This is a genomic window from Streptococcus sp. 1001283B150225_161107_H12, from assembly GCF_015552665.1.
Lineage (GTDB): Bacteria > Bacillota > Bacilli > Lactobacillales > Streptococcaceae > Streptococcus.
The window spans coordinates 37,695-61,922 of record NZ_JADNFC010000006.1; the positions used below are offsets into that span (position 1 = coordinate 37,695).

General features: G+C 44.8%; 26 protein-coding genes. 20 read left to right on the top strand and 6 right to left on the bottom strand.

What is annotated here, in order from left to right; translation table 11 throughout:
* Positions 1 to 64 precede the first annotated feature (64 nt).
* Complete coding sequence (adhE, locus tag I2C87_RS08455; protein WP_195324629.1) at positions 65 to 2,716, top strand: bifunctional acetaldehyde-CoA/alcohol dehydrogenase; 2,652 nt, start codon at positions 65 to 67, stop codon at positions 2,714 to 2,716.
* A gap of 220 nt (positions 2,717 to 2,936) precedes the next feature.
* A complete protein-coding gene (locus I2C87_RS08460) occupies positions 2,937 to 3,986 on the top strand; it encodes a zinc-dependent alcohol dehydrogenase family protein (protein ID WP_195324630.1) in 1,050 nt (349 codons plus the stop codon).
* A 315-nt stretch (positions 3,987 to 4,301) separates the two neighbouring features.
* Here the strand turns inward: I2C87_RS08460 and I2C87_RS08465 are convergent, their stop codons facing one another.
* The 5 genes from I2C87_RS08465 to I2C87_RS08485 are packed head-to-tail and all read right to left on the bottom strand — an operon-like array spanning position 4,302 to position 5,197.
* On the bottom strand, positions 4,302 to 4,463 hold the full coding sequence (locus I2C87_RS08465) for a hypothetical protein (protein WP_006595272.1): 162 nt from the start codon (positions 4,461 to 4,463) through the stop codon (positions 4,302 to 4,304).
* A gap of 12 nt (positions 4,464 to 4,475) precedes the next feature.
* Positions 4,476 to 4,643, bottom strand: coding sequence for an alcohol dehydrogenase (locus I2C87_RS08470; protein WP_129270552.1), 168 nt, complete (start codon positions 4,641 to 4,643; stop codon positions 4,476 to 4,478).
* A gap of 11 nt (positions 4,644 to 4,654) precedes the next feature.
* Positions 4,655 to 4,822, bottom strand: a complete 168-nt coding sequence (locus I2C87_RS08475) for a hypothetical protein (RefSeq protein WP_006595270.1) — start codon at positions 4,820 to 4,822, stop codon at positions 4,655 to 4,657.
* A 12-nt stretch (positions 4,823 to 4,834) separates the two neighbouring features.
* Positions 4,835 to 5,002, bottom strand: a complete 168-nt coding sequence (locus I2C87_RS08480) for a class IIb bacteriocin, lactobin A/cerein 7B family (protein ID WP_006595269.1) — start codon at positions 5,000 to 5,002, stop codon at positions 4,835 to 4,837.
* 21 nt (positions 5,003 to 5,023) lie between these two features.
* Entirely contained in the window at positions 5,024 to 5,197 is a 174-nt protein-coding gene (locus I2C87_RS08485) for a Blp family class II bacteriocin (protein ID WP_117745137.1), read from the bottom strand.
* Positions 5,198 to 5,920: 723 nt separating this feature from the next.
* Between I2C87_RS08485 and I2C87_RS08490 the strand changes: the two genes are divergently transcribed.
* The 8 genes from I2C87_RS08490 to I2C87_RS08525 all read left to right on the top strand — a co-directional run bounded on the left by I2C87_RS08490 (position 5,921) and on the right by I2C87_RS08525 (position 13,197).
* Complete coding sequence (locus I2C87_RS08490) at positions 5,921 to 6,619, top strand: N-acetylmannosamine-6-phosphate 2-epimerase (protein ID WP_129270548.1); 699 nt, start codon at positions 5,921 to 5,923, stop codon at positions 6,617 to 6,619.
* Between the two features lie 143 nt (positions 6,620 to 6,762).
* Positions 6,763 to 8,079 carry an extracellular solute-binding protein gene (locus tag I2C87_RS08495; protein ID WP_048717102.1) on the top strand — a complete coding sequence of 439 codons (1,317 nt, stop codon included), beginning with the start codon at positions 6,763 to 6,765 and terminating at the stop codon, positions 8,077 to 8,079.
* 203 nt (positions 8,080 to 8,282) lie between these two features.
* The gene (locus tag I2C87_RS08500) at positions 8,283 to 9,170 is read left to right on the top strand and encodes a carbohydrate ABC transporter permease (RefSeq protein ID WP_048788696.1); all 888 of its coding nucleotides are present in this window, start codon (positions 8,283 to 8,285) and stop codon (positions 9,168 to 9,170) included.
* Positions 9,171 to 9,185: 15 nt separating this feature from the next.
* Positions 9,186 to 10,025 (top strand): carbohydrate ABC transporter permease, encoded by an 840-nt coding sequence (locus I2C87_RS08505; RefSeq protein WP_048788695.1) that lies wholly within the window; start codon positions 9,186 to 9,188, stop codon positions 10,023 to 10,025.
* Positions 10,026 to 10,188: 163 nt separating this feature from the next.
* Positions 10,189 to 10,641 carry a YhcH/YjgK/YiaL family protein gene (locus I2C87_RS08510; RefSeq protein ID WP_061564586.1) on the top strand — a complete coding sequence of 151 codons (453 nt, stop codon included), beginning with the start codon at positions 10,189 to 10,191 and terminating at the stop codon, positions 10,639 to 10,641.
* A 21-nt stretch (positions 10,642 to 10,662) separates the two neighbouring features.
* Positions 10,663 to 11,310, top strand: coding sequence for a YesL family protein (locus I2C87_RS08515; protein ID WP_061564587.1), 648 nt, complete (start codon positions 10,663 to 10,665; stop codon positions 11,308 to 11,310).
* A 45-nt stretch (positions 11,311 to 11,355) separates the two neighbouring features.
* Positions 11,356 to 12,273, top strand: coding sequence for a dihydrodipicolinate synthase family protein (locus I2C87_RS08520; RefSeq protein ID WP_048687819.1), 918 nt, complete (start codon positions 11,356 to 11,358; stop codon positions 12,271 to 12,273).
* 30 nt (positions 12,274 to 12,303) lie between these two features.
* On the top strand, positions 12,304 to 13,197 hold the full coding sequence (locus I2C87_RS08525) for an ROK family protein (RefSeq protein WP_195324632.1): 894 nt from the start codon (positions 12,304 to 12,306) through the stop codon (positions 13,195 to 13,197).
* A gap of 256 nt (positions 13,198 to 13,453) precedes the next feature.
* On the opposite strand, the gene I2C87_RS08530 is transcribed toward I2C87_RS08525, so the two are convergent.
* On the bottom strand, positions 13,454 to 14,293 hold the full coding sequence (locus tag I2C87_RS08530) for a MurR/RpiR family transcriptional regulator (protein ID WP_048690723.1): 840 nt from the start codon (positions 14,291 to 14,293) through the stop codon (positions 13,454 to 13,456).
* Between the two features lie 267 nt (positions 14,294 to 14,560).
* Between I2C87_RS08530 and I2C87_RS08535 the strand changes: the two genes are divergently transcribed.
* The 10 genes from I2C87_RS08535 (at position 14,561) to I2C87_RS08580 (ending at position 23,903) form a co-directional block, all read left to right on the top strand.
* A complete protein-coding gene (locus tag I2C87_RS08535) occupies positions 14,561 to 14,884 on the top strand; it encodes a hypothetical protein (protein WP_061564589.1) in 324 nt (107 codons plus the stop codon).
* On the top strand, positions 14,874 to 16,823 hold the full coding sequence (locus I2C87_RS08540) for a V-type ATP synthase subunit I (RefSeq protein WP_061564590.1): 1,950 nt from the start codon (positions 14,874 to 14,876) through the stop codon (positions 16,821 to 16,823). Before I2C87_RS08535 ends, I2C87_RS08540 begins: the two co-directional genes overlap by 11 nt.
* Before the next feature lie 41 nt (positions 16,824 to 16,864).
* On the top strand, positions 16,865 to 17,344 hold the full coding sequence (locus tag I2C87_RS08545) for a V-type ATP synthase subunit K (protein WP_023024938.1): 480 nt from the start codon (positions 16,865 to 16,867) through the stop codon (positions 17,342 to 17,344).
* Between the two features lie 85 nt (positions 17,345 to 17,429).
* A complete protein-coding gene (locus I2C87_RS08550; RefSeq protein ID WP_061564591.1) occupies positions 17,430 to 18,020 on the top strand; it encodes a hypothetical protein in 591 nt (196 codons plus the stop codon).
* A gap of 8 nt (positions 18,021 to 18,028) precedes the next feature.
* On the top strand, positions 18,029 to 19,039 hold the full coding sequence (locus tag I2C87_RS08555) for a V-type ATPase subunit (protein WP_061564592.1): 1,011 nt from the start codon (positions 18,029 to 18,031) through the stop codon (positions 19,037 to 19,039).
* On the top strand, positions 19,029 to 19,349 hold the full coding sequence (locus I2C87_RS08560; RefSeq protein WP_023027501.1) for a V-type ATP synthase subunit F: 321 nt from the start codon (positions 19,029 to 19,031) through the stop codon (positions 19,347 to 19,349). Before I2C87_RS08555 ends, I2C87_RS08560 begins: the two co-directional genes overlap by 11 nt.
* Positions 19,346 to 20,050, top strand: a complete 705-nt coding sequence (locus tag I2C87_RS08565) for a GNAT family N-acetyltransferase (RefSeq protein WP_195324634.1) — start codon at positions 19,346 to 19,348, stop codon at positions 20,048 to 20,050. The genes I2C87_RS08560 and I2C87_RS08565 overlap by 4 nt, the downstream gene beginning before the upstream one ends.
* 33 nt (positions 20,051 to 20,083) lie before the next feature.
* Positions 20,084 to 21,874 (top strand): V-type ATP synthase subunit A, encoded by a 1,791-nt coding sequence (locus I2C87_RS08570; protein ID WP_195324636.1) that lies wholly within the window; start codon positions 20,084 to 20,086, stop codon positions 21,872 to 21,874.
* Entirely contained in the window at positions 21,861 to 23,258 is a 1,398-nt protein-coding gene (locus I2C87_RS08575) for a V-type ATP synthase subunit B (protein WP_048690706.1), read from the top strand. Before I2C87_RS08570 ends, I2C87_RS08575 begins: the two co-directional genes overlap by 14 nt.
* 21 nt (positions 23,259 to 23,279) lie before the next feature.
* Complete coding sequence (locus I2C87_RS08580) at positions 23,280 to 23,903, top strand: V-type ATP synthase subunit D (RefSeq protein WP_125329975.1); 624 nt, start codon at positions 23,280 to 23,282, stop codon at positions 23,901 to 23,903.
* Positions 23,904 to 24,228: the final 325 nt, after the last annotated feature.

Here is a 24,228-nt window from a genome sequence, read left to right on the forward strand (position 1 = left end):
TTCTGAAAACAGGAAAAAGTTCCGGAAAAGGATAAGGGTTTCAAACATTGGAGGAAAGCATCAAATGGCTGATAAAAAAACTCTCTCACCTGAAGAAAAGAAACTCGCTGCTGAAAAACACGTAGACGAGTTGGTGCAAAAAGCACTTGTTGCGCTTGAAGAAATGCGCAAATTGGATCAGGAGCAAGTAGACTACATTGTGGCGAAAGCATCTGTAGCGGCTCTTGACGCTCACGGTGAGCTCGCTCTTCATGCCTATGAAGAAACTGGTCGTGGAGTCTTTGAAGACAAGGCGACTAAGAACTTGTTTGCCTGTGAACACGTAGTAAATAACATGCGTCACACGAAAACAGTTGGTGTCATTTCAGAAGATGACGTCACTGGTTTGACCTTGATTGCTGAGCCAGTCGGAGTTGTCTGCGGGATCACACCTACAACCAACCCAACTTCAACAGCAATCTTTAAAGCATTGATCTCCTTGAAGACACGGAACCCTATCGTTTTTGCCTTCCACCCATCCGCTCAAGAATCATCAGCTCATGCAGCACAAATCGTCCGTGATGCAGCGATTAAAGCAGGAGCACCTGAAAACTGTGTGCAATGGATCACGCAACCATCTATGGAAGCAACCAGTGCCCTTATGAACCACGAAGGAGTTGCGACTATCCTTGCAACAGGTGGGAATGCCATGGTTAAAGCGGCATACTCATGTGGGAAGCCAGCTCTTGGGGTAGGTGCCGGAAACGTTCCTGCCTATGTTGAAAAATCAGCTAATATCCGCCAAGCTGCACACGATATCGTCATGTCTAAATCATTTGACAATGGTATGGTCTGTGCGTCTGAACAAGCGGTCATCATCGATAAAGAAATCTACGATGAGTTTGTTGAAGAATTCAAATCTTACCACACTTACTTCGTTAACAAAAAAGAAAAAGCCCTTCTTGAAGAGTTCTGCTTTGGTGTGAAAGCTAACAGCAAAAACTGTGCGGGTGCGAAATTGAATGCGGACATCGTTGGGAAACCAGCAGCATGGATCGCAGAACAAGCTGGCTTCTCAGTTCCAGAAGGAACCAATATCCTTGCGGCAGAATGTAAAGAAGTTGGTGAAAAAGAGCCTTTGACTCGTGAAAAATTGTCACCAGTCATCGCTGTCTTGAAATCTGAAAGCCGTGAAGACGGAATTAACAAAGCTCGCCAAATGGTTGAATTCAACGGTCTTGGTCACTCAGCTGCCATCCATACAGCTGACGAAGAATTGACCAAAGAATTTGGTAAAGCAGTTAAAGCCATTCGTGTGATCTGCAACTCTCCTTCGACTTTCGGTGGTATCGGGGATGTTTACAATGCCTTCTTGCCATCATTGACACTTGGATGTGGTTCTTACGGACGTAACTCTGTTGGGGACAACGTTAGTGCAATCAACCTCTTGAATATCAAAAAAGTCGGACGCCGGAGAAATAACATGCAATGGATGAAACTTCCTTCAAAAACATACTTTGAACGTGATTCAATTGAATACCTACAAAAATGTCGTGACGTTGAACGTGTCATGATCGTTACAGACCACGCTATGGTAGAGCTTGGTTTCCTTGATCGTATCATCGAACAGCTTGACCTTCGTCGCAATAAGGTAGTTTACCAAATCTTTGCAGACGTTGAACCAGATCCAGATATCACAACTGTTGAACGTGGTACAGAGATCATGCGTGCCTTCAAACCAGATACTATCGTCGCTCTCGGTGGTGGATCTCCAATGGATGCGGCTAAAGTAATGTGGCTCTTCTATGAACAACCAGAAGTGGACTTCCGTGATCTTGTACAAAAATTCATGGATATCCGTAAACGTGCCTTCAAATTCCCATTGCTTGGTAAGAAAACTAAATTCATCGCGATCCCAACTACATCTGGTACAGGATCTGAAGTAACTCCATTTGCTGTTATCTCTGATAAAGCAAACAACCGTAAATACCCAATCGCTGACTACTCATTGACACCAACTGTGGCAATCGTAGACCCTGCCTTGGTATTGACAGTTCCTGGATTTGTTGCGGCAGATACTGGTATGGACGTATTGACTCACGCGACTGAAGCTTACGTATCACAAATGGCTAGCGACTACACTGATGGTCTTGCTCTTCAAGCCATCAAACTTGTCTTTGAAAACTTGGAAAGCTCAGTGAAGAATGCAGACTTCCACTCACGTGAGAAAATGCATAACGCTTCAACTATTGCTGGTATGGCCTTCGCCAATGCCTTCCTAGGTATTTCTCACTCAATGGCTCACAAGATTGGTGCGCAATTCCACACCATTCACGGACGGACCAATGCGATCTTGCTTCCATACGTTATCCGCTACAACGGTACACGCCCAGCTAAGACAGCAACATGGCCTAAGTACAACTACTACCGTGCAGATGAGAAGTATCAAGACATCGCTCGTATGCTTGGCCTTCCATGCTCTACACCAGAAGAAGCAGTTGAAGCTTACGCGAAAGCTGTTTACGAACTCGGTGAGCGCGTAGGAATCGAAATGAACTTCAAAGCACAAGGAATCGATGAAAAAGAATGGAAGAAACATTCTCGTGAATTGGCCTTCCTTGCTTACGAAGATCAATGTTCACCAGCTAACCCACGTCTTCCAATGGTAGACCATATGCAAGAAATCATCGAAGATGCATACTATGGTTACAAAGAACGTCCAGGACGTCGTAAATAAGACGCCAACGAACAACTGATGTTTATCAGCTATCCCTCGCTCAAAAGAGCGGGGGATTTTTCTTTATTTTAACGCTAGAAATTGGTTTTTGTGATCAAAAAATATCTTTTAAAGAAATCTAATAAATATGTTGCAAGCGCTTACTTTGTATGTTATAATATTCACAAAGTAAAAACTGTAATAAAATGGTTTGATAAAACCAACAAAAAAGGAGTCGCTTATGAAAGCAGCAACATATGTATCCGCAGGAAATCTTCAGTTGATTGATCAACCAAAACCAGTGATCAAGAAACCAACTGATGCGATTGTTCGTTTAGTGAAAACGACCATTTGTGGAACAGATCTCCATATTTTGGGTGGTGATGTTCCAGCTTGTAAAGAAGGGACCATCCTGGGTCACGAAGGAATTGGGATTGTCGAAGAAGTCGGCGATGCGGTTACGAACTTTAAGGTAGGAGACAAGGTTATTATCTCTTGCGTAACAGCTTGTAACACTTGCTACTATTGTAAACGTGGCTTGCCTTCCCACTGTGAAGATGGGGGCTGGATTCTTGGTCACTTGATCAACGGTACCCAAGCAGAGTATGTCCATATCCCTCACGCAGACGGGAGTCTCTATCATGCACCTGCTTCTGTAGATGATGAAGCCCTGGTTATGCTCTCTGATATTCTGCCTACTTCCTATGAGATTGGAGTACTCCCATCTCACGTGAAACCTGGAGACAACGTTTGTATCGTTGGTGCAGGGCCAATCGGTTTGGCGGCCCTATTAACCGTGCAATTCTTCTCACCAGCAACCATTATCATGGTAGACTTGTCAGAATCACGTCTCGAAGCTTCTAAAAAGTTTGGGGCCACTCATACCATCTGTTCAAGTAATATTGATGAAATCAAGGCCTTTATCAATGAAGTGACCGATGGTCGTGGTGTCGATATCTCGATGGAATGTGTGGGCTATTCAGCTACCTTCGATGTCTGCCAAAATATTATCTCTGTCGGCGGTCATATTGCCAACGTTGGAGTGCATGGTAAACCAGTTAGCTTCAATCTTGATGACCTTTGGATCAAGAACATTACGCTCAATACTGGTTTGGTTAATGCCAATACAACTGAAATGCTTCTTAACGTCTTGAAATCTGGTAAGATTGATGCGACGAAGTTGGTGACCCATCATTTCAAACTGTCAGAAGCAGAAAAGGCATACGAAATCTTCAAACATGCTGGCGAAAACAATGCCTTGAAAGTCATTATTGATAACGACCTCAGCTAAGAAGTTGGATAGATCCATCACCTAAATAAGATAGAAAAATGAGAGTGGGACAGAAATCGGTAATTCGTTAGAATTCGATTTCGTCGTCCCACCTCCGCACAGTTGAGTAGGGCTGTAAAAGCTGATCAAATCAGCGTAGTAGAGCCCACTCAACCACTGCGTATTGCTCGACAATCAAAAAATAATTGAGAGGCTAGGACTTTTGTCCCAGCCTCATTTTTTTGCTTAAAAAGATCGTTTAACAATAGAAAATCCCAGCTATAGAATGATAGCTGGGATGTTTGTACTGTTAAGTGAGATGATAAAGAAGTGTTACTATTTGCCTCGTTTGCGAGCGTATTCGTCAAAGGCGCCAGCGAAGGTTCCCATGAGTAGGGGAGTTGCGATTAGTCCAACAGTGATCCATACGGATCCACCATCTACATGGCTGAGTTCCTGCTCGGACAAGCTTCTAAAACGTGTTTCTTCGAGTTTCATGCTTGCTCCTTTCTAGTGCATGATGCCATTGATGATACTACGGCCAAAATCACGTCCGGAATTGTATAAAATATTCCATGTTTGAACGATGAATTTTGCCGAGTCAAAGACGGAGACTCCTCCATCAATGGTCGCCAGTTCAGCTTCCGTTAGGCAAGTATAATGGATGCTTGTATCCATAGGTGTCCTCCTTAATGTAAGATCGTGTACAGTAAATCAATTGCCTCGTTCAGAATGGTGAAAGTGACCATGAAGGCAATAGCAAATTTAGGAAAGTACCCTTCTACCTGTTTGGGTGCTTTTTTATCAAGAATGCAGTATCCTGTCAAAAGGATGAGGGTGATAAATACCAGACTCATAGGTCTCCTCCTTTACCATTTCCGTGTCATATTACTATGAAATGCATCGATCAGTTTTGTTGTCCCGATATAAGCAGAAGAAAAACCGTAAGCGAAAACTAACAGAAAAGGGAGTCCTCCACCATTAATATCACTTAATTCTTCATGCGTAAGATCTTTAAATTGTACTTGGTCTATCATTGCTTTTCTCCTTCAAATTAATTATTTAAATGCTCCCCAAATGGCAGTTCCGACAGCTGTTACACCACCAGCAATAGAGCCAGATAGATAGGGATGAGCAATGATCCAAGCGATCAATGGGATAGCTCCCCCATCGACTTGTGTCAATTCTTCTTCTGTTAAGGGTGTGAATTTTTGTGTGAATTCTGTTGTCATTTAATTTTCCTCTTTCTTGTTTGTCGCCATCTAGCATCAACTGCTAGATAGATTGTAGCCGCAATGGCTAAATTAATCTGTGGTTGAAACGCAATCAGGTGTGCATCATGTAAAACAGTTAATGCGATGATGATTGCAAAGATTATAGTGTGGATAGGCCATCTCATATTTTAATAATCCTAATTTTTGTTGAGAAGCAAAGCTAGGGTAATTTTCCAATAGAGCTAGCTTGTATGGGTAGCCTTTTATTCATCTTGTGTCAGCTAAGCTGATTAGATGCAACAAGGATAAGGTCAATAGCCAATGCAGTGTTTAGCTTACGTTTCAAGTTTTTGTTTAAAATAAAATCAATGAAAGCAAGATCAATAAAACAAAAGCTTTGGTATTCTTTTTCATGTTTGGTATTCCCTTTCCTTATTTATTTACGGAAGAAGTAATACAAAAACCATGGGATGATAATGGGAGTATAGTACATCTGAGGTCCTCCTTTCTTTTTGTTTGGTCACTTATACTATTCGTATAAAAATCTGGAAATGGAAAAAATTTCTAAAAAAGTTTTAGATTGTTTACATCTCTGAAACTAGTTTCAGAGGAATGGAATAATAGTTTAAAATATGAAACTATTATCAAAATGGCTCCAGAATATTGTAAGCGCTTTAAAAATACTATATAATAACCTCACAAGTACTCGAGTTGACGTAATAAACAAAGGAGATGGAATGTATGTCCAAGATCACAAAAGAAGAATTAATTCAACAGATCAAAGACGGCATTATCGTTTCTTGTCAGGCGCTTCCTCATGAACCTCTCTACACAGAGGCAGGAGGTGTGATTCCTCTCTTGGTCAAAGCAGCTGAGCAAGGAGGGGCGGTTGGAATCCGGGCGAATAGTGTCCGCGATATCAAAGAGATCAAGGAAGTGACAAAGCTTCCGATTATCGGGATCATCAAGAGAGATTATCCTCCTGAAGAACCATTCATTACTGCTACCATGAAAGAAGTAGATGAATTGGCCGAATTAGATATCGCAGTGATTGCCCTGGATTGTACCAAACGTCCGCGTCATGACGGTCTATCGATTGTCGACTTTATCCAGCAAGTGAAGGAGAAATATCCTGATCAACTCTTGATGGCAGATGTCAGCACCTTTGAAGAAGGCTTAACAGCTGTCGAAGCAGGGGTTGACTTTGTCGGAACAACCTTATCGGGCTACACAGATTACAGCCCGAAAGTAGACGGACCGGACATTGACTTGATTCGCCAACTTTGCCAAGCGGGTGTCGATGTAATTGCGGAAGGTAAGATCCACTATCCTGCGCAAGCCAAAGAAATTCATGACCTGGGTGTCAGAGGGCTTGTGGTAGGGGGAGCTATTACGCGACCTAAAGAAATTACAGAACGCTTCGTTGCGGCTTTAAAATAGAAAAAAGAACAGTAAAAAGAGACAAGGAGGAAGCTAGGAAGAGAGAAATCATCCAGTAGAAATGAGAATATTTAATAATCACCGTCCTCAGTGAGGATATACTAAGTAAGAGAAATCTTACCGCAAACGTGAGGAGAAATCACATGAAAATGAAAAAAGTACTGTGCTCGTTGGTAGCTGGTGCAGCGGTGCTAGCACTTGCAGCTTGTGGATCTGGAGGAGGATCTAAGTCTGAATCTTCAAGCGATAACTCTGGTAAAACAGAAATCACTTGGTGGGCCTTCCCAGTCTTTACCCAAGAAAAAGCTGATGATGGTGTAGGAACCTACGAAAAATCAATTATCGAAGCCTTTGAAAAAGCCAATCCAGATATCAAAGTCAAACTAGAAACCATCGACTTCAAATCTGGTCCTGAAAAGATTACGACAGCTATCGAAGCTGGAACTGCTCCAGACGTGCTCTTTGACGCACCAGGCCGGATTATTCAATACGGTAAAAATGGTAAATTGGCTGACTTGAACGACCTCTTTACAGAAGATTTTGTAAAAGATGTCAACAACGACAATATCATCCAAGCTAGTAAAGCTGGCGACACTGCCTACATGTACCCAATCAGTTCAGCACCATTCTACATGGCGATGAACAAGAAGATGTTGGAAGATGCAGGAGTTCTTGACCTTGTCAAAGAAGGCTGGACAACAGACGACTTTGAAAAAGTCTTGAAAGCTTTGAAAGACAAAGGTTACACACCAGGATCACTCTTCAGTAACGGTCAAGGTGGAGACCAAGGTACTCGTGCCTTTATCGCTAACCTTTACGGTGGTTCTGTAACAGATGAAAAAGTAACCAAGTATACAACAGATGATCCAAAATTTGTCAAAGGTTTGGAAAAAGCATCTAAATGGATTGAAGACGGTTTGATGATGAACGGTTCTCAATTTGATGGTGGAGCAGACATCCAAAACTTCGCTAACGGTCAAACTTCTTACACTATATTGTGGGCGCCTTCACAAAACGGTATCCAAGCTAAATTGTTGGATGCAAGTAAAGTTGAAGTAGTCGAAGTACCATTCCCATCTGATACAGGCAAACCAAAATTGGAATACCTTGTCAATGGTTTTGCAGTCTTCAACAACAAGGATGAAAAGAAAGTAGCAGCAGCTAAGAAATTTGTTCAATTCATCGCAGACGACAAAGAATGGGGTCCTAAGAACGTTGTTCGTACAGGTGCCTTCCCAGTTCGTAGTTCATTTGGTAAATTGTATGATGACAAACGGATGGAAACCATCAGTACTTGGACTCAATACTACTCACCATACTACAACACAATCGACGGCTTTGCAGAAATGCGTACACTTTGGTTCCCAATGTTGCAATCTGTTTCAAACGGGGATGAAAAAGCAGAACCAGCTTTGAAGACCTTTACTGAAAAAGCAAACGAAACGATCAAGAAAAAATAGATCATCTATGAAACTCAAATGATCCTTTCATAGAAATAAGAAAGCATAGGCCCCCTCGATTTCTTATCTCCATGTGTAGATTGAAAGAGGGGGCCTTCGTGTTTTCGCTCTCCTAATTATCATATGTAGGAAAGGGCAGTGCTATCCGTTCCACATAGGAATCAAGGAAAAAATAGAAAAAGAACATCAGGAGGTGCCTTATTGTGAAGGTAAACAAAATCCGAATGAGGGAGACGCTGGTTTCCTACGCATTCTTAGCACCCATTTTAATCTTCTTTATTGTCTTTGTATTAGCACCAATGATTATGGGGTTTGTCACTAGTTTCTTCAACTACTCGATGACCTCCTTCAAATTTGTTGGTCTTGAAAATTATTCCCGCATGTTTGCGGATAAGGTCTTTATCAAGTCCTTGATCAATACTGTCATCATCGTTATCGGATCCGTTCCAATCGTAGTATTGTTCTCCTTGTTTGTGGCTTCTCAGACCTACCATCAAAATGCGATTGCGCGTTCCTTCTATCGTTTCGTCTTCTTCCTTCCAGTTGTTACAGGGAGTGTAGCGGTAACGGTTGTGTGGAAATGGATCTACGATCCACTATCTGGTATTTTGAACTTCGTCCTTAAATCTGGTCATGTTATCCAACAAAATATTTCTTGGTTGGGAGATAAGAACTGGGCTTTGATGGCCATTATTGTCATCTTATTGACAACCTCTGTTGGTCAACCGATCATCCTCTACATCGCAGCTATGGGAAATATTGATAACTCTCTCGTAGAAGCAGCGCGTGTGGATGGTGCGACAGAACTTCAAGTTTTCTGGAAGATCAAATGGCCAAGCTTATTGCCAACAACTTTGTACATTGCGATCATTACGACCATTAACTCTTTCCAATGTTTCGCCTTGATCCAATTGTTGACATCTGGTGGTCCTAACTACTCAACGAGTACCCTTATGTACTACCTCTATGAAAAAGCCTTTAAACTCTCTGAATACGGTTATGCCAACACCATGGGTGTCTTCCTTGCGGTGATGATTGCCATTATCAGTTTTGCGCAATTCAAGATCCTTGGAAACGACGTAGAATACTAAAGAAAGGAGTCTCAGATGAAATCAACACAAAAGAAACCAATTACTGCCTTTACAGTGATTTCTACCATCGTTTTGCTCCTTTTGACAGTTTTGTTCATTTTCCCATTCTATTGGATTTTGACAGGGGCCTTTAAGTCTCAACCAGATACCATTATGATCCCACCTCAGTGGTGGCCAAAGACACCAACTATGGAAAACTTCCAACAATTGATGGTTCAAAACCCAGCCCTGCAATGGTTGTGGAACAGTGTCTTTATTTCCCTTGCTACCATGCTTTTGGTATGTATGACGTCTTCTTTGGCGGGCTATGTCCTGGCTAAGAAACGTTTCTATGGGCAACGAATTCTCTTTGCTATCTTTATCGCAGCCATGGCCCTTCCAAAACAAGTTGTCTTGGTTCCATTGGTGCGCATTATCAACTTTATGGGAATCCACGACACCCTTGCAGCGGTTATCTTACCGCTGGTCGGATGGCCATTCGGGGTCTTCTTGATGAAACAATTTAGTGAAAACATCCCAACAGAACTCTTAGAATCTGCTAAGATCGATGGTTGTGGAGAGTTACGGACTTTCTGGAGCGTTGCCTTCCCAATTGTCAAGCCGGGATTTGCAGCCCTTGCCATCTTTACCTTCATCAACACCTGGAACGACTACTTTATGCAATTGGTAATGCTGACCTCTCGTCAAAACTTGACTATTTCACTAGGGGTTGCGACCATGCAGGCTGAAATGGCCACCAACTATGGCTTGATCATGGCTGGAGCAGCTTTGGCTGCGGTGCCAATCGTTACGGTCTTCCTGGTTTTCCAAAAATCCTTCACTCAAGGGATTACCATGGGAGCGGTCAAAGGATAAGTCGTCTGCTTGGACAAATGATAGTTGTGTACAGATACTTTTTTCTAGGCTGAGAGGTGTGGGATTTTGCGAGCTCCACACCTCATCGTGCCCTAGAAGGGGCTAGGGAAGAAATCACTTGTTTTCTTTTCTTGTCGCTAAGAAGTGTCGAAAGGAAAAGTGTATGATATTTGATGATTTAAAAAACATCACCTTTTACAAAGGGATCCATCCCAATCTAGATCAGGCCATTGATTTTCTCTATGAGCATCGGAAGGATTCTTTTGAATTAGGGAGATACGACATTGATGGAGATAAGGTCTTTCTCGTCGTTCAAGAAAACACCCTCAATAAAGAAGAAAGCAATCGCTTTGAGCATCACAAAAAATATGCCGATTTGCATTTTTTGGTAGAAGGACATGAGTTTTCGAGTTATGGATCTCGTGTGACAGGTGAGGCGCTCGCCTTTGATGAAGCATCGGACATCGGTTTTGTCCATTGCCAGGAGTCTTATCCACTTCATCTGGGGTATCATAATTTTGCGATTTTCTTCCCAGGGGAACCTCATCAGCCCAATGGCTATGCGGATCAAGAAGAAGTCGTTCGAAAACATTTAGTGAAAATTTTAATCGATTAAGAGAGTCAGAAAGGAGACGGTATGTCACAAAGAGAAACAGGATTGATCAAAACAGTTTTTAATACTGACAATCTGGTGATGCGAATCAGCGAGAAAATAGCGGACTTAGTCACAGTCAATCTTCTTTTTGTGCTGAGCTGTCTGCCGATTGTCACCATCGGGATCGCAAAGATTAGTTTGTATCAAACGGTTTTTGCCATCAAACACCAGCGTCGCCTACCAGTCATTCGGACCTACATCAGCGCCTTTCGTGAAAATTGGAAGTTGGGCCTTCAGCTCGGAGGGATAGAGTTGCTCATTTCAGGGATCTGTCTCTTTGACTTGTTCCTCTTTTGGAGCCAGACAGCCTTGCCAATGCAGGTGTTAAAAGCTGTTTGTCTAGGGCTCTTTATCTTCCTAGTTCTGGTCATGCTAGCGGCCTATCCAATTGCGGCGCGTTATCGATTGACTTGGACAGAGTGTCTACAAAAAGCTCTGATTGTATCCGGTTTGTATTTCCCATGGTTCTTCGTTATGGGGGCTCTCTTGTTGCTAGTAGCTATGGTGTTTGTGACTTCTGTCTTAAGCTTTTTACTAGGACTCATGGTCTTCTTCTTGATTGGTTTTTCTAGCCTGACCTTCCTACAGGTTGGATTGATGGAAAAGATATTTGCTCGTTTTAAAGAATAAAAAAGAAAAATAGGATTTGGTAAACATTCGTGAAAGGAGAAAAGAATGTCAGATTTAAAAAAATATGAAGGAGTCATCCCGGCTTTTTATGCCTGCTATGATGACCAAGGAGAAATTAGCCCGGAGCGGGTACGTGCGCTGGTAGAATATTTTATCGCGAAAGGTGTGCAGGGCTTGTATGTCAACGGATCTTCCGGAGAATGTATCTACCAGAGCGTAGCCGATCGCAAGCTGGTCTTAGAAGAAGTCATGGCAGTGGCTAAAGGAAAATTGACCATCATCGCTCACGTGGCCTGCAACAATACCAAGGACAGCGTGGAATTGGCACGACATGCAGAAGAGCTAGGAGTAGATGCCATTGCGGCCATTCCGCCAATTTATTTCCGCTTGCCAGAATACAGTGTTGCCCACTACTGGAATGAAATCAGCGCAGCAGCACCAAACACAGACTTTGTCATCTACAATATCCCGCAATTGGCAGGGGTAGCTTTGACACCGAGTCTGTATAAAGAAATGTTGAAAAATCCACGGGTGATTGGGGTCAAGAATTCCTCTATGCCTGTTCAGGATATCCAGACCTTTGCTTCTTTGGGAGGAGATGACCATATCGTCTTTAATGGTCCAGATGAACAATTCTTAGGTGGCCGTCTTATGGGAGCAGGAGCTGGTATTGGGGGCACCTATGGTGCGATGCCGGAGCTCTTCTTGAAACTCAATCAGCTGATTGCTGAGAAAGACTTGGAAACTGCGCGTGCCTTGCAATTTGCCATCAATGGTATTATCGGAGTCTTGACGTCTGCTCACGGAAACATGTATGGCGTCATTAAAGAAGTCTTGCGTATCAATGAAGGTCTAGAACTGGGATCTGTTCGGAGTCCATTAACCCCAGTAACTGAAGCAGACCAGGAAGTGGTTCAAAAAGCAGCTAGCTTAATCCGTGAAGTCAAGGAACGTTTCCTTTAAAAAAGAGTGTAAATCGGAAAGGAGAGGTGTATGGCCTATTACCTAGCGATTGATATCGGTGGGACCAATATCAAATATGGTCTGATTGATGAAGCAGAGAATTTGATTGAGTCGCATGAAATGCCGACAGAAGCTGAAAAAGGGGGACCGGGGATTCTAGGGAAAACCAAAGCTTTAGTAGAATCTTACCTCGAAGAAAATACCATCCTTGGAGTCTGTATTTCGTCAGCTGGGATGGTTGACCCCGATAAGGGGGAAATCTTTTATGCAGGCCCTCAGATTCCTAATTATGCAGGAACTCAGTTCAAAAAAGAAATTGAAGAGACCTATCAAATCCCCTGCGAAATTGAAAATGACGTCAACTGTGCTGGTTTAGCAGAAGTCATGTCAGGGAATGGCCAGGGTGCTCAAGTTGCCGTCTGTTTAACGGTCGGTACTGGCATTGGTGGCTGTCTCTTGATCAACGGGGAGATTTTCCATGGCTTTAGCAATTCTGCTTGCGAGGTAGGTTATCTTCATCTTCAAGATGGCGCCTTCCAAGATTTGGCCTCGACGACAGCTTTGGTCGAATATGTTGCCAAGCAGTATGGGGATCCTGTTGAACAATGGAGTGGTCGTCGCATTTTTAAGGAGGCAACCCAAGGAAATACCATCTGTATGGCAGGAATCGATCGCATGGTCGACTACCTAGGCAAGGGGCTTGCCAATATCTGTTATGTCGTCAATCCTCAAGTGGTTATTCTTGGTGGTGGAGTCATGGGACAGGAAGCCATTTTGAAACCAAAAATTTCAGCAGCTCTCAAGGCTTCTCTTGTTCCGAGTCTAGCGGACAAGACGCAATTGGAGTTTGCGCATCATCAAAATACAGCAGGGATGATAGGAGCTTACTACCATTTCAAACAACAGCAAGCCAGACGCAATTAAATCAAAAAACGAGGCTGGGACAGAAGTCCTAGCCTCTCAATTGTCTTTGGATTATCGAGCAAGACGCAGTGGTTGAGTGGGCTCTACTACGCTGATTTCATCAGCTTTTACAGCCCTACTCAACTGTGCGGAGGTGGGACGACGAAATCGAATTCTAACGAATTACCGATTTCTGTCCCACTCTCATTTTTTTGTGGAAAAGAAAAACCAGAATGCAGAGGAAAGGATCCTCAGCTCCTGGTGATAAATCGGAAAATTAGCGTCTACGTGAATCGTAGCCATTGAGTTTTTTGTTTTCCCAATAGCTATTGAAAATTTTCTCTTTGCGCTCCCGATCCATTTCAAGAAAGTGAGCGTAGATTAAATCAATCGTGGTTAAGAAGGGAAGGGTTGCCGTAATACGGTCGATATAGGTGCTTCCAGGTAGGGGAGCAACTGGTAAAATTTCCGTAAAGTCATCCTTGATAGCGTCTGGTTGAGCAGTAAGAAGAACGGTTTTTGCTCCCATTTCTTGAGCATCTAAGAGGCTGTGGATAATCGAGCGTGTAGTTCCCGACAGAGAGAAGGCAATGACCAGACAGGACTTATCCAAGATACTGGTCGTCCATGCAAAGCCGTCTTGATCGGTTAAGGCCTCACAAACAACGCCCAGTCGGAGGAAACGAAGTTTCATCTCAGAAGCGACCAATCCTGAGCTTCCTTTTCCAAAGAAGTAAACCCGATCTGCTTGAGTGATTAAGTTGGCGACTTCTTTGATTTGGTCATCTTTGGCTAGATTTTCTGTAGCCTGAAGGACCTGCTGGTAGCGACGCAAGACATCCTGGGTTAATTCGTCATGCGGGGATTGTTGCTTTTGAGATTTGGTTTCTTCGTTAAAGTGATAAATAAATTCACGGTAGCCTGTGAAGCCACACTTTTGGGAAAAACGGGTCAAAGCAGCTTTTGATACATGCAACAGTTCCGTCACTCTAGACGAGGAAAGAGAGTGTTGCTGTGCTTCAGGAGATAAAAAATAGTGAGCAATGTCTAACTCTAGCTCCGTCATTTCTTCTTGATGGCTCTTAATAATGCTTCGGAGATCACGATCTTGTTTCACAGCGGTCCTCCTTTCAACTGAGGTTACACCTGGAGAAAATCCTATAATATATTTCATAGTATAACATAAAAAACTGTGATATACAAGGAATACGACCGACGAATGACTGAAAGAAGGAACAGAATCAACATCTTTTTTGAATCGCCTTTGTTAAAAAAATAAGCTCTGGAAACAAAGGAAAGACGCTGAAAAAAGTTGATAAAATATGATATAATTTACACAAGAATTTGTTCCTTCTTGTAAAGGAAGAGGTAAGGAGGTGGAGTGATGGCCAACGCAACTCTCGAAATGATGCAAGAGATTGAAATGGCGGCAGAAGCGGTTGTCGCAAGTTACGAGGATCAGGTCCAAGATTTGCGCCAACAGCTAGGTGATCACCTACAGGAGGTGGCAGCATCCTATGACAAAGAGACTGCTAAGCTAGTCGCAGAGCGGGAAGAGTATTCGAAAACGACGATTGCTAGCCTGGAAGCAGACCTTGCAGTGACCAGTCAACGCAATGACGAAAAGGTGCAGCAAGCTATGACAGATAAGCGCGCAGCTTTGGTAGACGAAATTGTAGAAAAGGTGGTAGCAACCTATGGCAATTAGTCCAATGCAACACCTTTCTCTGGTCTTGCCCACAAATCTAATGGACGAGCTTCTCTTGTCGCTCCAGTCAGAGGAGTCGGTCCAAATTTATGATTTGAGCGATCAAGAGGATTGGCAAGTTGCCTTTCAGACGAGTGATGGGTCCAAAGGATCATCTCTAAGGATGGATGAACTAAGACGTCGGGAAGAGCAGTTAGAAAAGGCCATACAGGCTCTGGAGCCTTTTATTCCTCAGAAGAAGGGATTAGAAAAACTAAAAGAAGCTCCCTTGTCCTTGTCTTTTCACGATTTAGAGTCTCATGGGGTTATCCGTGATGAGCAACGTCTTTTACAATCAGTACAAAAACAATTGGCTGTTCTAGCAAAGGCTCGGGATCGCATCCAGCAAGCCCAAGAGGAAATCTCCTCTATAGAAAAATGGGCTGCCTTGACGACAACACCTGATCGGCTCAAGCGTTTCCGTTATGTTCGTGGCTTAATCGGTACCATTCCCAATAGTGAACAGGATCAGGCGCGTCAAGCCTTGCTGGCTCATCCAGATGTAGAGGTCGATGTGGTCTTTAGCTCGGAAACGGAGCATGGGGTGGTAGTCTTGTATAAGTCTGGGGATTTAACAGACCTTCAAGATACGCTGACCAGTTCGCATTTCAAAGAGTTTGACTACCAAGGAGAGACGCTACCAAAAGAACGTTTGGAGCAACTCAAGAGAGAGATCAAAGAACAAGGTGCTGTCGAAACAGCTACTTTGGAAACGCTCAGTCAAGCCAAGGAAGACCTCAACCAACTCAAGTACCAACTCGATTATGTCTTGAGTCTAGGAGCGCGGGAAGAGGCCAAAGGCTCTCTTGCTAGCACAGCCCACCTGATTGCCCTAGAGGGATGGATCGAAACAGCTCAACTAGAAGCTTTAAAGGCTAAACTTCAAAAGGAATTTGGGGACCAAGTCGTCTTGCAGACACGTGAAGTCACTCAAGATGAATGGGATCAGGTACCCATCAAACTGAAAAACAATGCCTTGGTGGAGCCTTTCGAGTTGGTGACCGAAATGTACGCCCTGCCCAAGTATTATGAGAAAGATCCGACGCCAATCGTCTCTCTCTTCTACTTTGTCTTCTTCGGCATGATGGTAGCAGATATCGGCTATGGCCTCTTGTTAACGCTGGCAACTGGCTTTGCTTTAAAAGCTTTCCAGCTACAGCCGAGCGCAGCAAAAAACCTTCGTTTCTTCTGCCTCTTAGGAATCTCGGTAGCCCTTTGGGGAGTCGTCTACGGTTCCTTCTTCGGCTTTGAGATGCCCTTTGCTTTGATCAGTACGACGACCAATGCCATGACCATCTTGATCTTATCGGTTGTCTTTGGTTTCATCACCGTTTTGGTCGGCCTTTTCCTAGGAGGGATGAAAAAAGTTCGCCTGAAAGACTACACCGAAGCCTACAATGCAGGCTTTGCCTGGGTCTTGATTTTATTGGGCTTGATGCTCTTAGCAGTCGGAAATATCCTACCAGGCTTATCCTACCTAGTCCCCATTGGTCAGTGGCTAGCCATTCTCAATGCGATTGGGATTCTGGTGGTGTCCATTGTCAGTGCTAAGAAATTATCAGGACTAGCAGCAGGTCTCTTTAATCTCTACAATGTTAGTGGGTATGTCGGAGACTTGGTGAGCTTTACCCGTTTGATGGCGCTTGGCTTGTCCGGGGCCAGTATCGGTTCAGCCTTTAACTTGATTGTCAATCTCTTCCCAACCCTGGGACGGTTCACAGTCGGCCTTGTCCTCTTTGTCCTCCTCCATGCCATCAATATGTTCCTGTCCTTCTTATCAGGCTATGTGCATGGAGCGCGTTTGATCTTTGTCGAGTTCTTTGGCAAGTTCTACGAGGGTGGTGGCAAGCCCTTCCAACCTCTAAAACCTTCGGAACGCTATGTCAAAACAAAAAAATAATTTAGTAAATCAATCATAAAAAATATTATAGGAGTATATTCATGGAATCTTTAGCTTCATATTTCTCAACTCATGGGGGGGCCTTCTTTGCAGCACTTGGTGTAGCCATTGCAGTGGCTCTTAGTGGAATGGGTTCAGCCCTCGGTGTTGGTAAGACCGGTCAGGCTGCTGCCGCACTCTTGAAAGAACAACCCGAAAAATTTGCCCAAGCCTTGATTTTGCAATTGTTGCCAGGTACACAAGGTTTGTATGGTTTCGTTATCGGGATCTTGATCTGGTTACAAATTAAGCCAGATATGGCTCTCGAAACTGGAGTCGCTTACTTCTTCACAGCCCTTCCAGTAGCGATTGTCGGCTATTTCTCAGCGAAACACCAAGGGAATGTCGCAACGGCTGGGATGCAAATCTTGGCAAAACGCCCAGAAGACATGATGAAAGGGGTTATCCTTGCGGCCATGGTTGAAACCTATGCTATCTTGGCCTTCGTTGTGTCCTTCCTTTTGACTCTTCGCGTCGGCTAATCTAGACACACCTAAGTCAAAGATGAGGAGGCTTCTCTTCGTCTATTATCGGTGGTGAAGAACTCCAAAGGAGGAAATAAAAACAATGACGGATTATTCCCAATTAAAGGATTCCATCCTTGAACAGGCCCATGAAAAAGGCCGGAAATTAGTAGCGGAAGCGACGGTCAAGGTTCAAGAAGAGTCCCAGTTGCAGGAAGCTCGTTTGGTAGAAGAAAAGTTACACCAACGGGCGGTTCAATTGCAGACGATTGAGCGCCACTTGCAACGTGAAAGCCAACAAATTGAAAATCAAAAGCGCCAATCGACACTGGTCACTAAGCAACGGGTTTTAAAAGAGTTGTTTGCGGATGCCTACCAGAAAATGGCGACTTGGTCACGCCAAGAAGAGCTCGCATTTCTGCATCGCGTTCTTTCTCGCTATGCAGATCAAGCAATGGTCTTAACGTTTGGTGCTGTGACGGCAGAAAAATTGACAGATCAAGATCTTCAGGATTTGATAGAGGCCTATCCACAGCTTCAATTAGCAAAAGAAACACTTGCCCAAGAGGCTGGTTTTGTCCTTTCCTTTGGCAAAGTGGATGCCAGCTACCTCTACCGTGATTTGGTTGATGCTGTGCGGGAGGAGCAAAGCTTCCATATGGCAGCCAGCATTTTTAAAGAAGAGAAAAACTAGGAGGGGCTATGAGTGAACGGACGTATTCTCAAGTAAATACCGGGATTAGTGTACGTGAAGCTAGTTTTTTGAGCCCGGCTCAGTTTGATGCCCTTCTGAATAGCTCCGATGCAGAAGCGCGTGCTAATCTCTTGCAAGGGACGGCCTATGCCTTGGAGGCAGATCAACTGCGTCAAGTCCAAGTGGTCGAGCAAGCCTTGATGAAGCACCTTCTAGCAGAGTACGATTGGGTTTATCAGGTAGCTCCGAACCCTGCGGTAGTCGACCTCTTTGCCCTCAAGTACACCTATCACAATCTCAAGGTCTTTTTGAAAGAGCGAGCAACGGGGCGGGATTTGAACTTCCTATTATTGGATGCAGGTCCCTATTCCTTAGCAGTTCTTGAACAAGTAGCTAAGACCTTTTCTTCAGAGAACTGCCCAGAATTTATGGCTCAAGAAGTAGCATCGACCTGGCAGGAATATGTCGACTATCAGGATATTCGGGTTCTGGAGATCGGCATGGATCTGGCTTACTTTGATCATCTCAAACGCTTGGCGAAAGACCTGGACCATCCACTTTTAAAATCCTTGGTCACCTTGACCATTGATTGTTACAATGTCATCACAGTTGAACGAGCCCTCAGTTTGAAAAAGCCGAACAGCTTTATGAAGCAACTCTTGTCCGATGCAGGGACCCTCTCAGCAAGAGAAGTCATCCAGTGTGTGGAGCAGGGCAACCTCATCAGTTGGTTCCAACAAGTCAATCCCTTGCCTTATGATGTGGAATTGACACAGTACGAAGAGCAGATGCGAGCTGGTAGAGTAACTGCCGAGACAGTGGAATACTTGGAGCATGTGATCAAGTACCGAATTTTGGAACAAGCTTCCTTTGAGACAGATGGCCCCTTGCCTTTAGCTCGCTATCTCTTCGGAAAAGAGCTGGAGGTGAAGAATCTTCGTTTGGTCTTAACGGGGCTAGATAATCAGCTTCCGATTGACAAAATAAAAGAAAGGATGAGACCGATCTATGGCCAGTAAAACGCAAAAAATTGCCGTTGTAGGAAACCGAGATGCCATCCTTCCTTTTCAGATGATTGGCTTTCAGACCTTTCCCGTAGCAGAGGCTCAGGAAACCATCAATACCTTACGTCACTTGAGCCAAGAAGATTTTGGCATCATCTATCTGACGGAGGATATGGCTCAGGAAATCCCAGATACCATTGCCCACTACGATCGGCAAGTAACCCCAGCCGTCATCTTGATTCCTACTCATAAGGGCTCGACTGGACTGGGACGGCAACGCATTCGCGATAATGTCGAAAAAGCAGTAGGACAGGATATTTTATGAGAACAAATGAATTTGGTCAAGCGATTGGAGATGCACTGCCGGATTTTACACCGGGGCGCTTGCCAGCTATTGAGCGGATTGAGGGTCGCTATACCATAATTGAGCGCCTGTCAAAAGAAAAACACGGGGCGGATCTTTATCAGGTCTACGGGCCAGCCTCCCCAGCAGCGATGTGGACCTATCTGTTCAAAGGCCCTGCCCACAATGAAGAGGAGTGGGACCACTTATTGGATGATCTCATGACAGATCAAGGTCGCTTTTACTATGCGATTGTAGACAAAGAATCCGGCAAGGCTCTGGGGACTTTCTCTCTCATGCGGATCGATCCAGCCAACCGGGTGATCGAAGTCGGAGCAGTGACCTACTCACCAGCGCTCCAGAAGACTCGCATGGCTACGGAAGCCCAGTATCTGTTAGCGCGCTACGTGTTTGAGGATTTAGGCTACCGCCGCTATGAGTGGAAATGCGATGCCTTAAACCAAGCTTCTCGCAAAGCAGCTGAGCGCTTGGGGTTCACCTATGAAGGGTGTTTCCGTCAGGCTGTTGTCTATAAAGGTCGGACTCGAGACACAGATTGGTTATCTATCATTGACCAAGAATGGCCAGCTATCAAAGAGCGTTTCGAAGCTTGGTTGGATCCAACTAATTTCGAGGCCAATGGTCAACAAAAGCAATCTCTAAGAGAGATAGTACAAAAGTAAAACAAAGAAACAAAGGATTCCCAGGAGGAATACATGACTCAAGGAAAAATTATTAAAGTTTCCGGCCCCTTGGTGGTCGCATCAGGGATGCAGGAGGCCAATATCCAAGACATTTGCCGGGTCGGCGATCTTGGTTTGATTGGCGAAATTATTGAGATGCGTCGGGACGAAGCATCTATCCAAGTATATGAAGAAACGTCTGGAGTCGGTCCAGGAGAACCAGTGGTAACAACTGGAGCTCCCCTTTCTGTCGAGTTGGGACCAGGCTTGATCTCTCAGATGTTTGACGGAATCCAACGCCCCTTGGAACGTTTCCAAGAAGTCACCGCCAGCGATTTTTTGGTTCGTGGGGTGCAAGTTCCTAATCTCGATCGTGACACCAAATGGACCTTCGAACCAAGTGTAGCAGAAGGAACTGAGGTAGTCGCAGGAGACATCGTTGGTACCGTTCAGGAGACCAATATGGTGGAACACCGCATCATGGTGCCATTTGGAGTCAGTGGACGTGTGACCAAGATCGTAGCAGGTTCTTACACAGTAGAAGAGCCGGTTTATGAGATCGAGCAGGCAGATGGCAGTCTCTTTACTGGTACTTTGATGCAAAAATGGCCGGTTCGTCGAGGCCGTCCCTTTGCACAAAAACTGATTCCAGTAGAGCCTTTGGTTACAGGTCAACGGGTCATCGATACCTTCTTCCCTGTGACTAAGGGTGGAGCTGCAGCTGTTCCTGGTCCTTTCGGAGCTGGAAAGACGGTTGTGCAACACCAGGTGGCCAAGTTTGCCAATGTAGACATCGTAATTTACGTGGGTTGTGGGGAACGTGGAAATGAAATGACGGACGTTCTGAATGAATTTCCAGAATTGATCGATCCAACGACTGGTCAATCCATCATGCAACGGACCGTTCTGATCGCTAACACTTCGAACATGCCAGTAGCGGCGCGGGAAGCTTCCATCTACACAGGGATCACTATTGCAGAATATTTCCGTGATATGGGCTATTCCGTTGCCATCATGGCGGATTCGACATCGCGCTGGGCAGAAGCTCTCCGTGAAATGTCTGGTCGTCTAGAAGAAATGCCAGGGGATGAAGGCTACCCAGCCTACCTTGGTAGCCGGATCGCCGAATACTACGAGCGTGCAGGTCGGGTCAAGACACTTGGAACTACTGCGCGTGAAGGCTCGATTACCGCCATCGGTGCCGTCTCTCCTCCGGGTGGAGATATTTCAGAGCCGGTAACGCAAAATACCTTGCGAATTGTTAAGGTCTTCTGGGGACTAGATGCTCAGTTGGCGCAACGCCGCCACTTCCCAGCCATCAACTGGTTGAGTTCTTATTCCCTTTACCAGGATGAGGTAGGCCAATATATCGATCAACATGAGCAGATTAGCTGGGCAGAAAAAGTGACCCGCGCCATGAACCTGTTGCAAAAAGAGAGTGAATTGCAAGAGATCGTGCGTTTGGTTGGTCTGGATTCCTTGTCTGAAAAAGACCGCTTGACCATGAATGCGGCCAAGATGATCCGCGAAGACTACCTGCAACAAAATGCCTTTGATGAGGTCGATACCTATACCTCTTTCAGCAAGCAGGTGGCCTTGTTGACCAACATTTTGACCTTTGACCAAGAAAGTCAAAAAGCACTAGAATTGGGAGCTTACTTCACAGAAATCATGGAAGGAACTGTAGACCTTCGGGACCGCATTGCCCGGAGCAAGTTCATCCATGAGGATCAGTTGGCCACCATCCAAGCTTTAAAAGAAGAAATCGTAGAATCCCTACACCAAATCGTCGCAAAAGGAGGAGTAGACAATGAGCGTGATTAAAGAATACCGTACTGTCAGCGAAGTTGTTGGCCCCTTGATGATTGTCGATCAGGTCGAGGGGGTTCACTACAATGAACTCGTAGAAATCAAGCTCCATGACGGAACAACCCGTCAGGGACAAGTCCTCGAAGTCCAAGAAGACAAGGCCATGGTCCAACTCTTTGAAGGATCTAGCGGGATTAATTTGGAAAAAGCCAAGGTTCGCTTTACCGGACGTCCCCTAGAACTTCCTGTGTCTGAAGACATGGTCGGACGCATCTTTAACGGGATGGGCAAACCGATTGATGGTGGTCCAGAGATTATCCCAGAGAAGTACTTGGACATTGACGGTCAAGCCATCAACCCAGTATCACGGGACTATCCAGATGAATTTATCCAGACAGGGATCTCAGCCATTGACCATTTGAATACCTTGGTTCGGGGCCAAAAACTCCCAGTATTCTCTGGATCAGGGCTTCCTCATAAAGAATTGGCCGCTCAAATTGCTCGTCAAGCTACTGTGCTTAATTCGGAAGAAAACTTCGCCGTGGTCTTTGCGGCCATGGGGATTACCTTCGAAGAAGCCGAATTCTTTATGAACGACCTGCGGGAAACAGGTGCGATTGATCGCTCTGTCCTCTTCATCAACCTAGCTAATGACCCAGCTATCGAGCGGATTGCCACTCCTCGGATCGCCTTGACAGCTGCCGAGTATTTGGCCTATGAAAAAGACATGCACGTCTTGGTCATTATGACCGACATGACCAACTACTGTGAGGCCCTTCGGGAAGTATCTGCTGCCCGCCGTGAGGTTCCAGGACGTCGGGGCTATCCAGGTTACCTTTATACCAACCTCTCAACCCTCTACGAACGTGCAGGACGCTTGGTTGGAAAGAAAGGATCTGTGACCCAAATTCCAATCCTCTCCATGCCAGAAGATGACATCACCCACCCCATCCCTGACTTGACAGGCTACATCACAGAAGGTCAGATTATCTTGTCTCGCGATCTCTACAATAGTGGTTACCGTCCACCGATCAATGTTCTTCCCTCCCTTTCTCGTTTGAAGGACAAGGGTTCTGGTGAAGGCAAGACTCGGAAAGACCATGCGGCGACTATGAACCAGCTCTTTGCGGCTTACGCCCAAGGGAAACAAGCCAAAGAGTTAGCCGTGGTGCTTGGAGAATCCGCCTTGTCCGATACAGACAAGCTCTATGTTAAGTTTACCGATCGCTTTGAGAAGGAGTACATCAACCAAGGCTTTACCACCAATCGGACCATTCAAGAAAGTCTGGATCTAGGTTGGGAATTGCTGGCTATCTTGCCACGGACAGAGCTCAAGCGGATCAAGGATGACATGATTGACGAATACCTCCCAAAAACTTCTCAGGAAGCACAAGCCTAGGAGTAGAAAGGAGGAAGTCAGATGGCACGATTAAATGTCAAACCCACCCGGATGGAGTTAAACACCCTCAAAGAGCGTCTGAAAACAGCAACCAGAGGGCATAAACTTCTCAAGGACAAACGAGATGAGCTCATGCGACGCTTCATCGAATCGGTCCGTGAAAATGACCGCCTCCGTCAGAAGATTGAAGCTGCTCTCATTGGCAATATGCAAGAGTTTGTCCTGGCCAAATGTCTGGAAAACGACCTCATGGTCCAGGAAATCTTTGCAGTTCCGACGCGGGAAGTCAGCCTGCATATAGAGACGGAGAACATCATGAGTGTGCGTGTGCCCAAGATGCATGCCCATATTGACAATCCATATGGAGACGATGAGGGAGACGTGGTCTACAGCTATGTGGCTTCCAATAGCCAGATGGACAATACCATTCAAGAAATGGAAGAACTCCTTCCAGACCTGTTGCGCTTAGCAGAGATTGAAAAAACTTGTCAGCTCATGGCCGATGAAATTGAAAAAACGCGCCGTCGGGTCAATGGATTGGAATATGCGACCATCCCAGATCTCAAGGAAACCATCTACTATATCGAAATGAAACTCGAAGAAGCCGAACGCGCCAACCTGGTCCGAATGATGAAGGTCAAATAAGATACAAAGCCGTTAAGCAACTCAAAGGAAAATAGGGAGCAGGACAGAAGCACTGTTGTATAGAATGCTTCGTTGTCCTGCCCCCACAAGGCTGATTAGGATTTTTCCGAGCTCTTAAAGCGAGAGAAAAATCCAATCAGCTACTGTGCCTTTGAAGTTAGTACTATTACAGTTTGCGTTTTACACACAGAATTTAGGGCGTGTTCAATTAATAAGACACAAAGCCGTTAAAACAGCACCTCAAGTGATGTCTACAGGACACGAACTTGGGGTGTTTTTTAGCCTCTATTCAACTGAAAAATCTTCTAAAATCCCTTCGTTCAGG

What these genes read in the sequence shown, in the direction of transcription:
- I2C87_RS08520 (WP_048687819.1), top strand. Translation starts at nt 11,356, where the DNA reads ATGTCAGATTTAAAAAAATATGAAGGAGTCATCCCGGCTTTTTATGCC.
- I2C87_RS08555 (WP_061564592.1), top strand. Translation starts at nt 18,029, where the DNA reads ATGAGTGAACGGACGTATTCTCAAGTAAATACCGGGATTAGTGTACGT.
- I2C87_RS08505 (WP_048788695.1), top strand. Translation starts at nt 9,186, where the DNA reads ATGAAATCAACACAAAAGAAACCAATTACTGCCTTTACAGTGATTTCT.
- I2C87_RS08470 (WP_129270552.1), bottom strand. Translation starts at nt 4,643, where the DNA reads ATGGATACAAGCATCCATTATACTTGCCTAACGGAAGCTGAACTGGCG.
- I2C87_RS08490 (WP_129270548.1), top strand. Translation starts at nt 5,921, where the DNA reads ATGTCCAAGATCACAAAAGAAGAATTAATTCAACAGATCAAAGACGGC.
- I2C87_RS08495 (WP_048717102.1), top strand. Translation starts at nt 6,763, where the DNA reads ATGAAAATGAAAAAAGTACTGTGCTCGTTGGTAGCTGGTGCAGCGGTG.
- I2C87_RS08525 (WP_195324632.1), top strand. Translation starts at nt 12,304, where the DNA reads ATGGCCTATTACCTAGCGATTGATATCGGTGGGACCAATATCAAATAT.
- I2C87_RS08545 (WP_023024938.1), top strand. Translation starts at nt 16,865, where the DNA reads ATGGAATCTTTAGCTTCATATTTCTCAACTCATGGGGGGGCCTTCTTT.
- I2C87_RS08570 (WP_195324636.1), top strand. Translation starts at nt 20,084, where the DNA reads ATGACTCAAGGAAAAATTATTAAAGTTTCCGGCCCCTTGGTGGTCGCA.
- I2C87_RS08485 (WP_117745137.1), bottom strand. Translation starts at nt 5,197, where the DNA reads ATGACAACAGAATTCACACAAAAATTCACACCCTTAACAGAAGAAGAA.
- I2C87_RS08540 (WP_061564590.1), top strand. Translation starts at nt 14,874, where the DNA reads ATGGCAATTAGTCCAATGCAACACCTTTCTCTGGTCTTGCCCACAAAT.
- I2C87_RS08465 (WP_006595272.1), bottom strand. Translation starts at nt 4,463, where the DNA reads ATGAAACTCGAAGAAACACGTTTTAGAAGCTTGTCCGAGCAGGAACTC.
- I2C87_RS08475 (WP_006595270.1), bottom strand. Translation starts at nt 4,822, where the DNA reads ATGAGTCTGGTATTTATCACCCTCATCCTTTTGACAGGATACTGCATT.
- I2C87_RS08550 (WP_061564591.1), top strand. Translation starts at nt 17,430, where the DNA reads ATGACGGATTATTCCCAATTAAAGGATTCCATCCTTGAACAGGCCCAT.
- I2C87_RS08565 (WP_195324634.1), top strand. Translation starts at nt 19,346, where the DNA reads ATGAGAACAAATGAATTTGGTCAAGCGATTGGAGATGCACTGCCGGAT.
- I2C87_RS08480 (WP_006595269.1), bottom strand. Translation starts at nt 5,002, where the DNA reads ATGATAGACCAAGTACAATTTAAAGATCTTACGCATGAAGAATTAAGT.
- adhE (WP_195324629.1), top strand. Translation starts at nt 65, where the DNA reads ATGGCTGATAAAAAAACTCTCTCACCTGAAGAAAAGAAACTCGCTGCT.
- I2C87_RS08580 (WP_125329975.1), top strand. Translation starts at nt 23,280, where the DNA reads ATGGCACGATTAAATGTCAAACCCACCCGGATGGAGTTAAACACCCTC.
- I2C87_RS08515 (WP_061564587.1), top strand. Translation starts at nt 10,663, where the DNA reads ATGTCACAAAGAGAAACAGGATTGATCAAAACAGTTTTTAATACTGAC.
- I2C87_RS08460 (WP_195324630.1), top strand. Translation starts at nt 2,937, where the DNA reads ATGAAAGCAGCAACATATGTATCCGCAGGAAATCTTCAGTTGATTGAT.
- I2C87_RS08510 (WP_061564586.1), top strand. Translation starts at nt 10,189, where the DNA reads ATGATATTTGATGATTTAAAAAACATCACCTTTTACAAAGGGATCCAT.
- I2C87_RS08560 (WP_023027501.1), top strand. Translation starts at nt 19,029, where the DNA reads ATGGCCAGTAAAACGCAAAAAATTGCCGTTGTAGGAAACCGAGATGCC.
- I2C87_RS08535 (WP_061564589.1), top strand. Translation starts at nt 14,561, where the DNA reads ATGGCCAACGCAACTCTCGAAATGATGCAAGAGATTGAAATGGCGGCA.
- I2C87_RS08575 (WP_048690706.1), top strand. Translation starts at nt 21,861, where the DNA reads ATGAGCGTGATTAAAGAATACCGTACTGTCAGCGAAGTTGTTGGCCCC.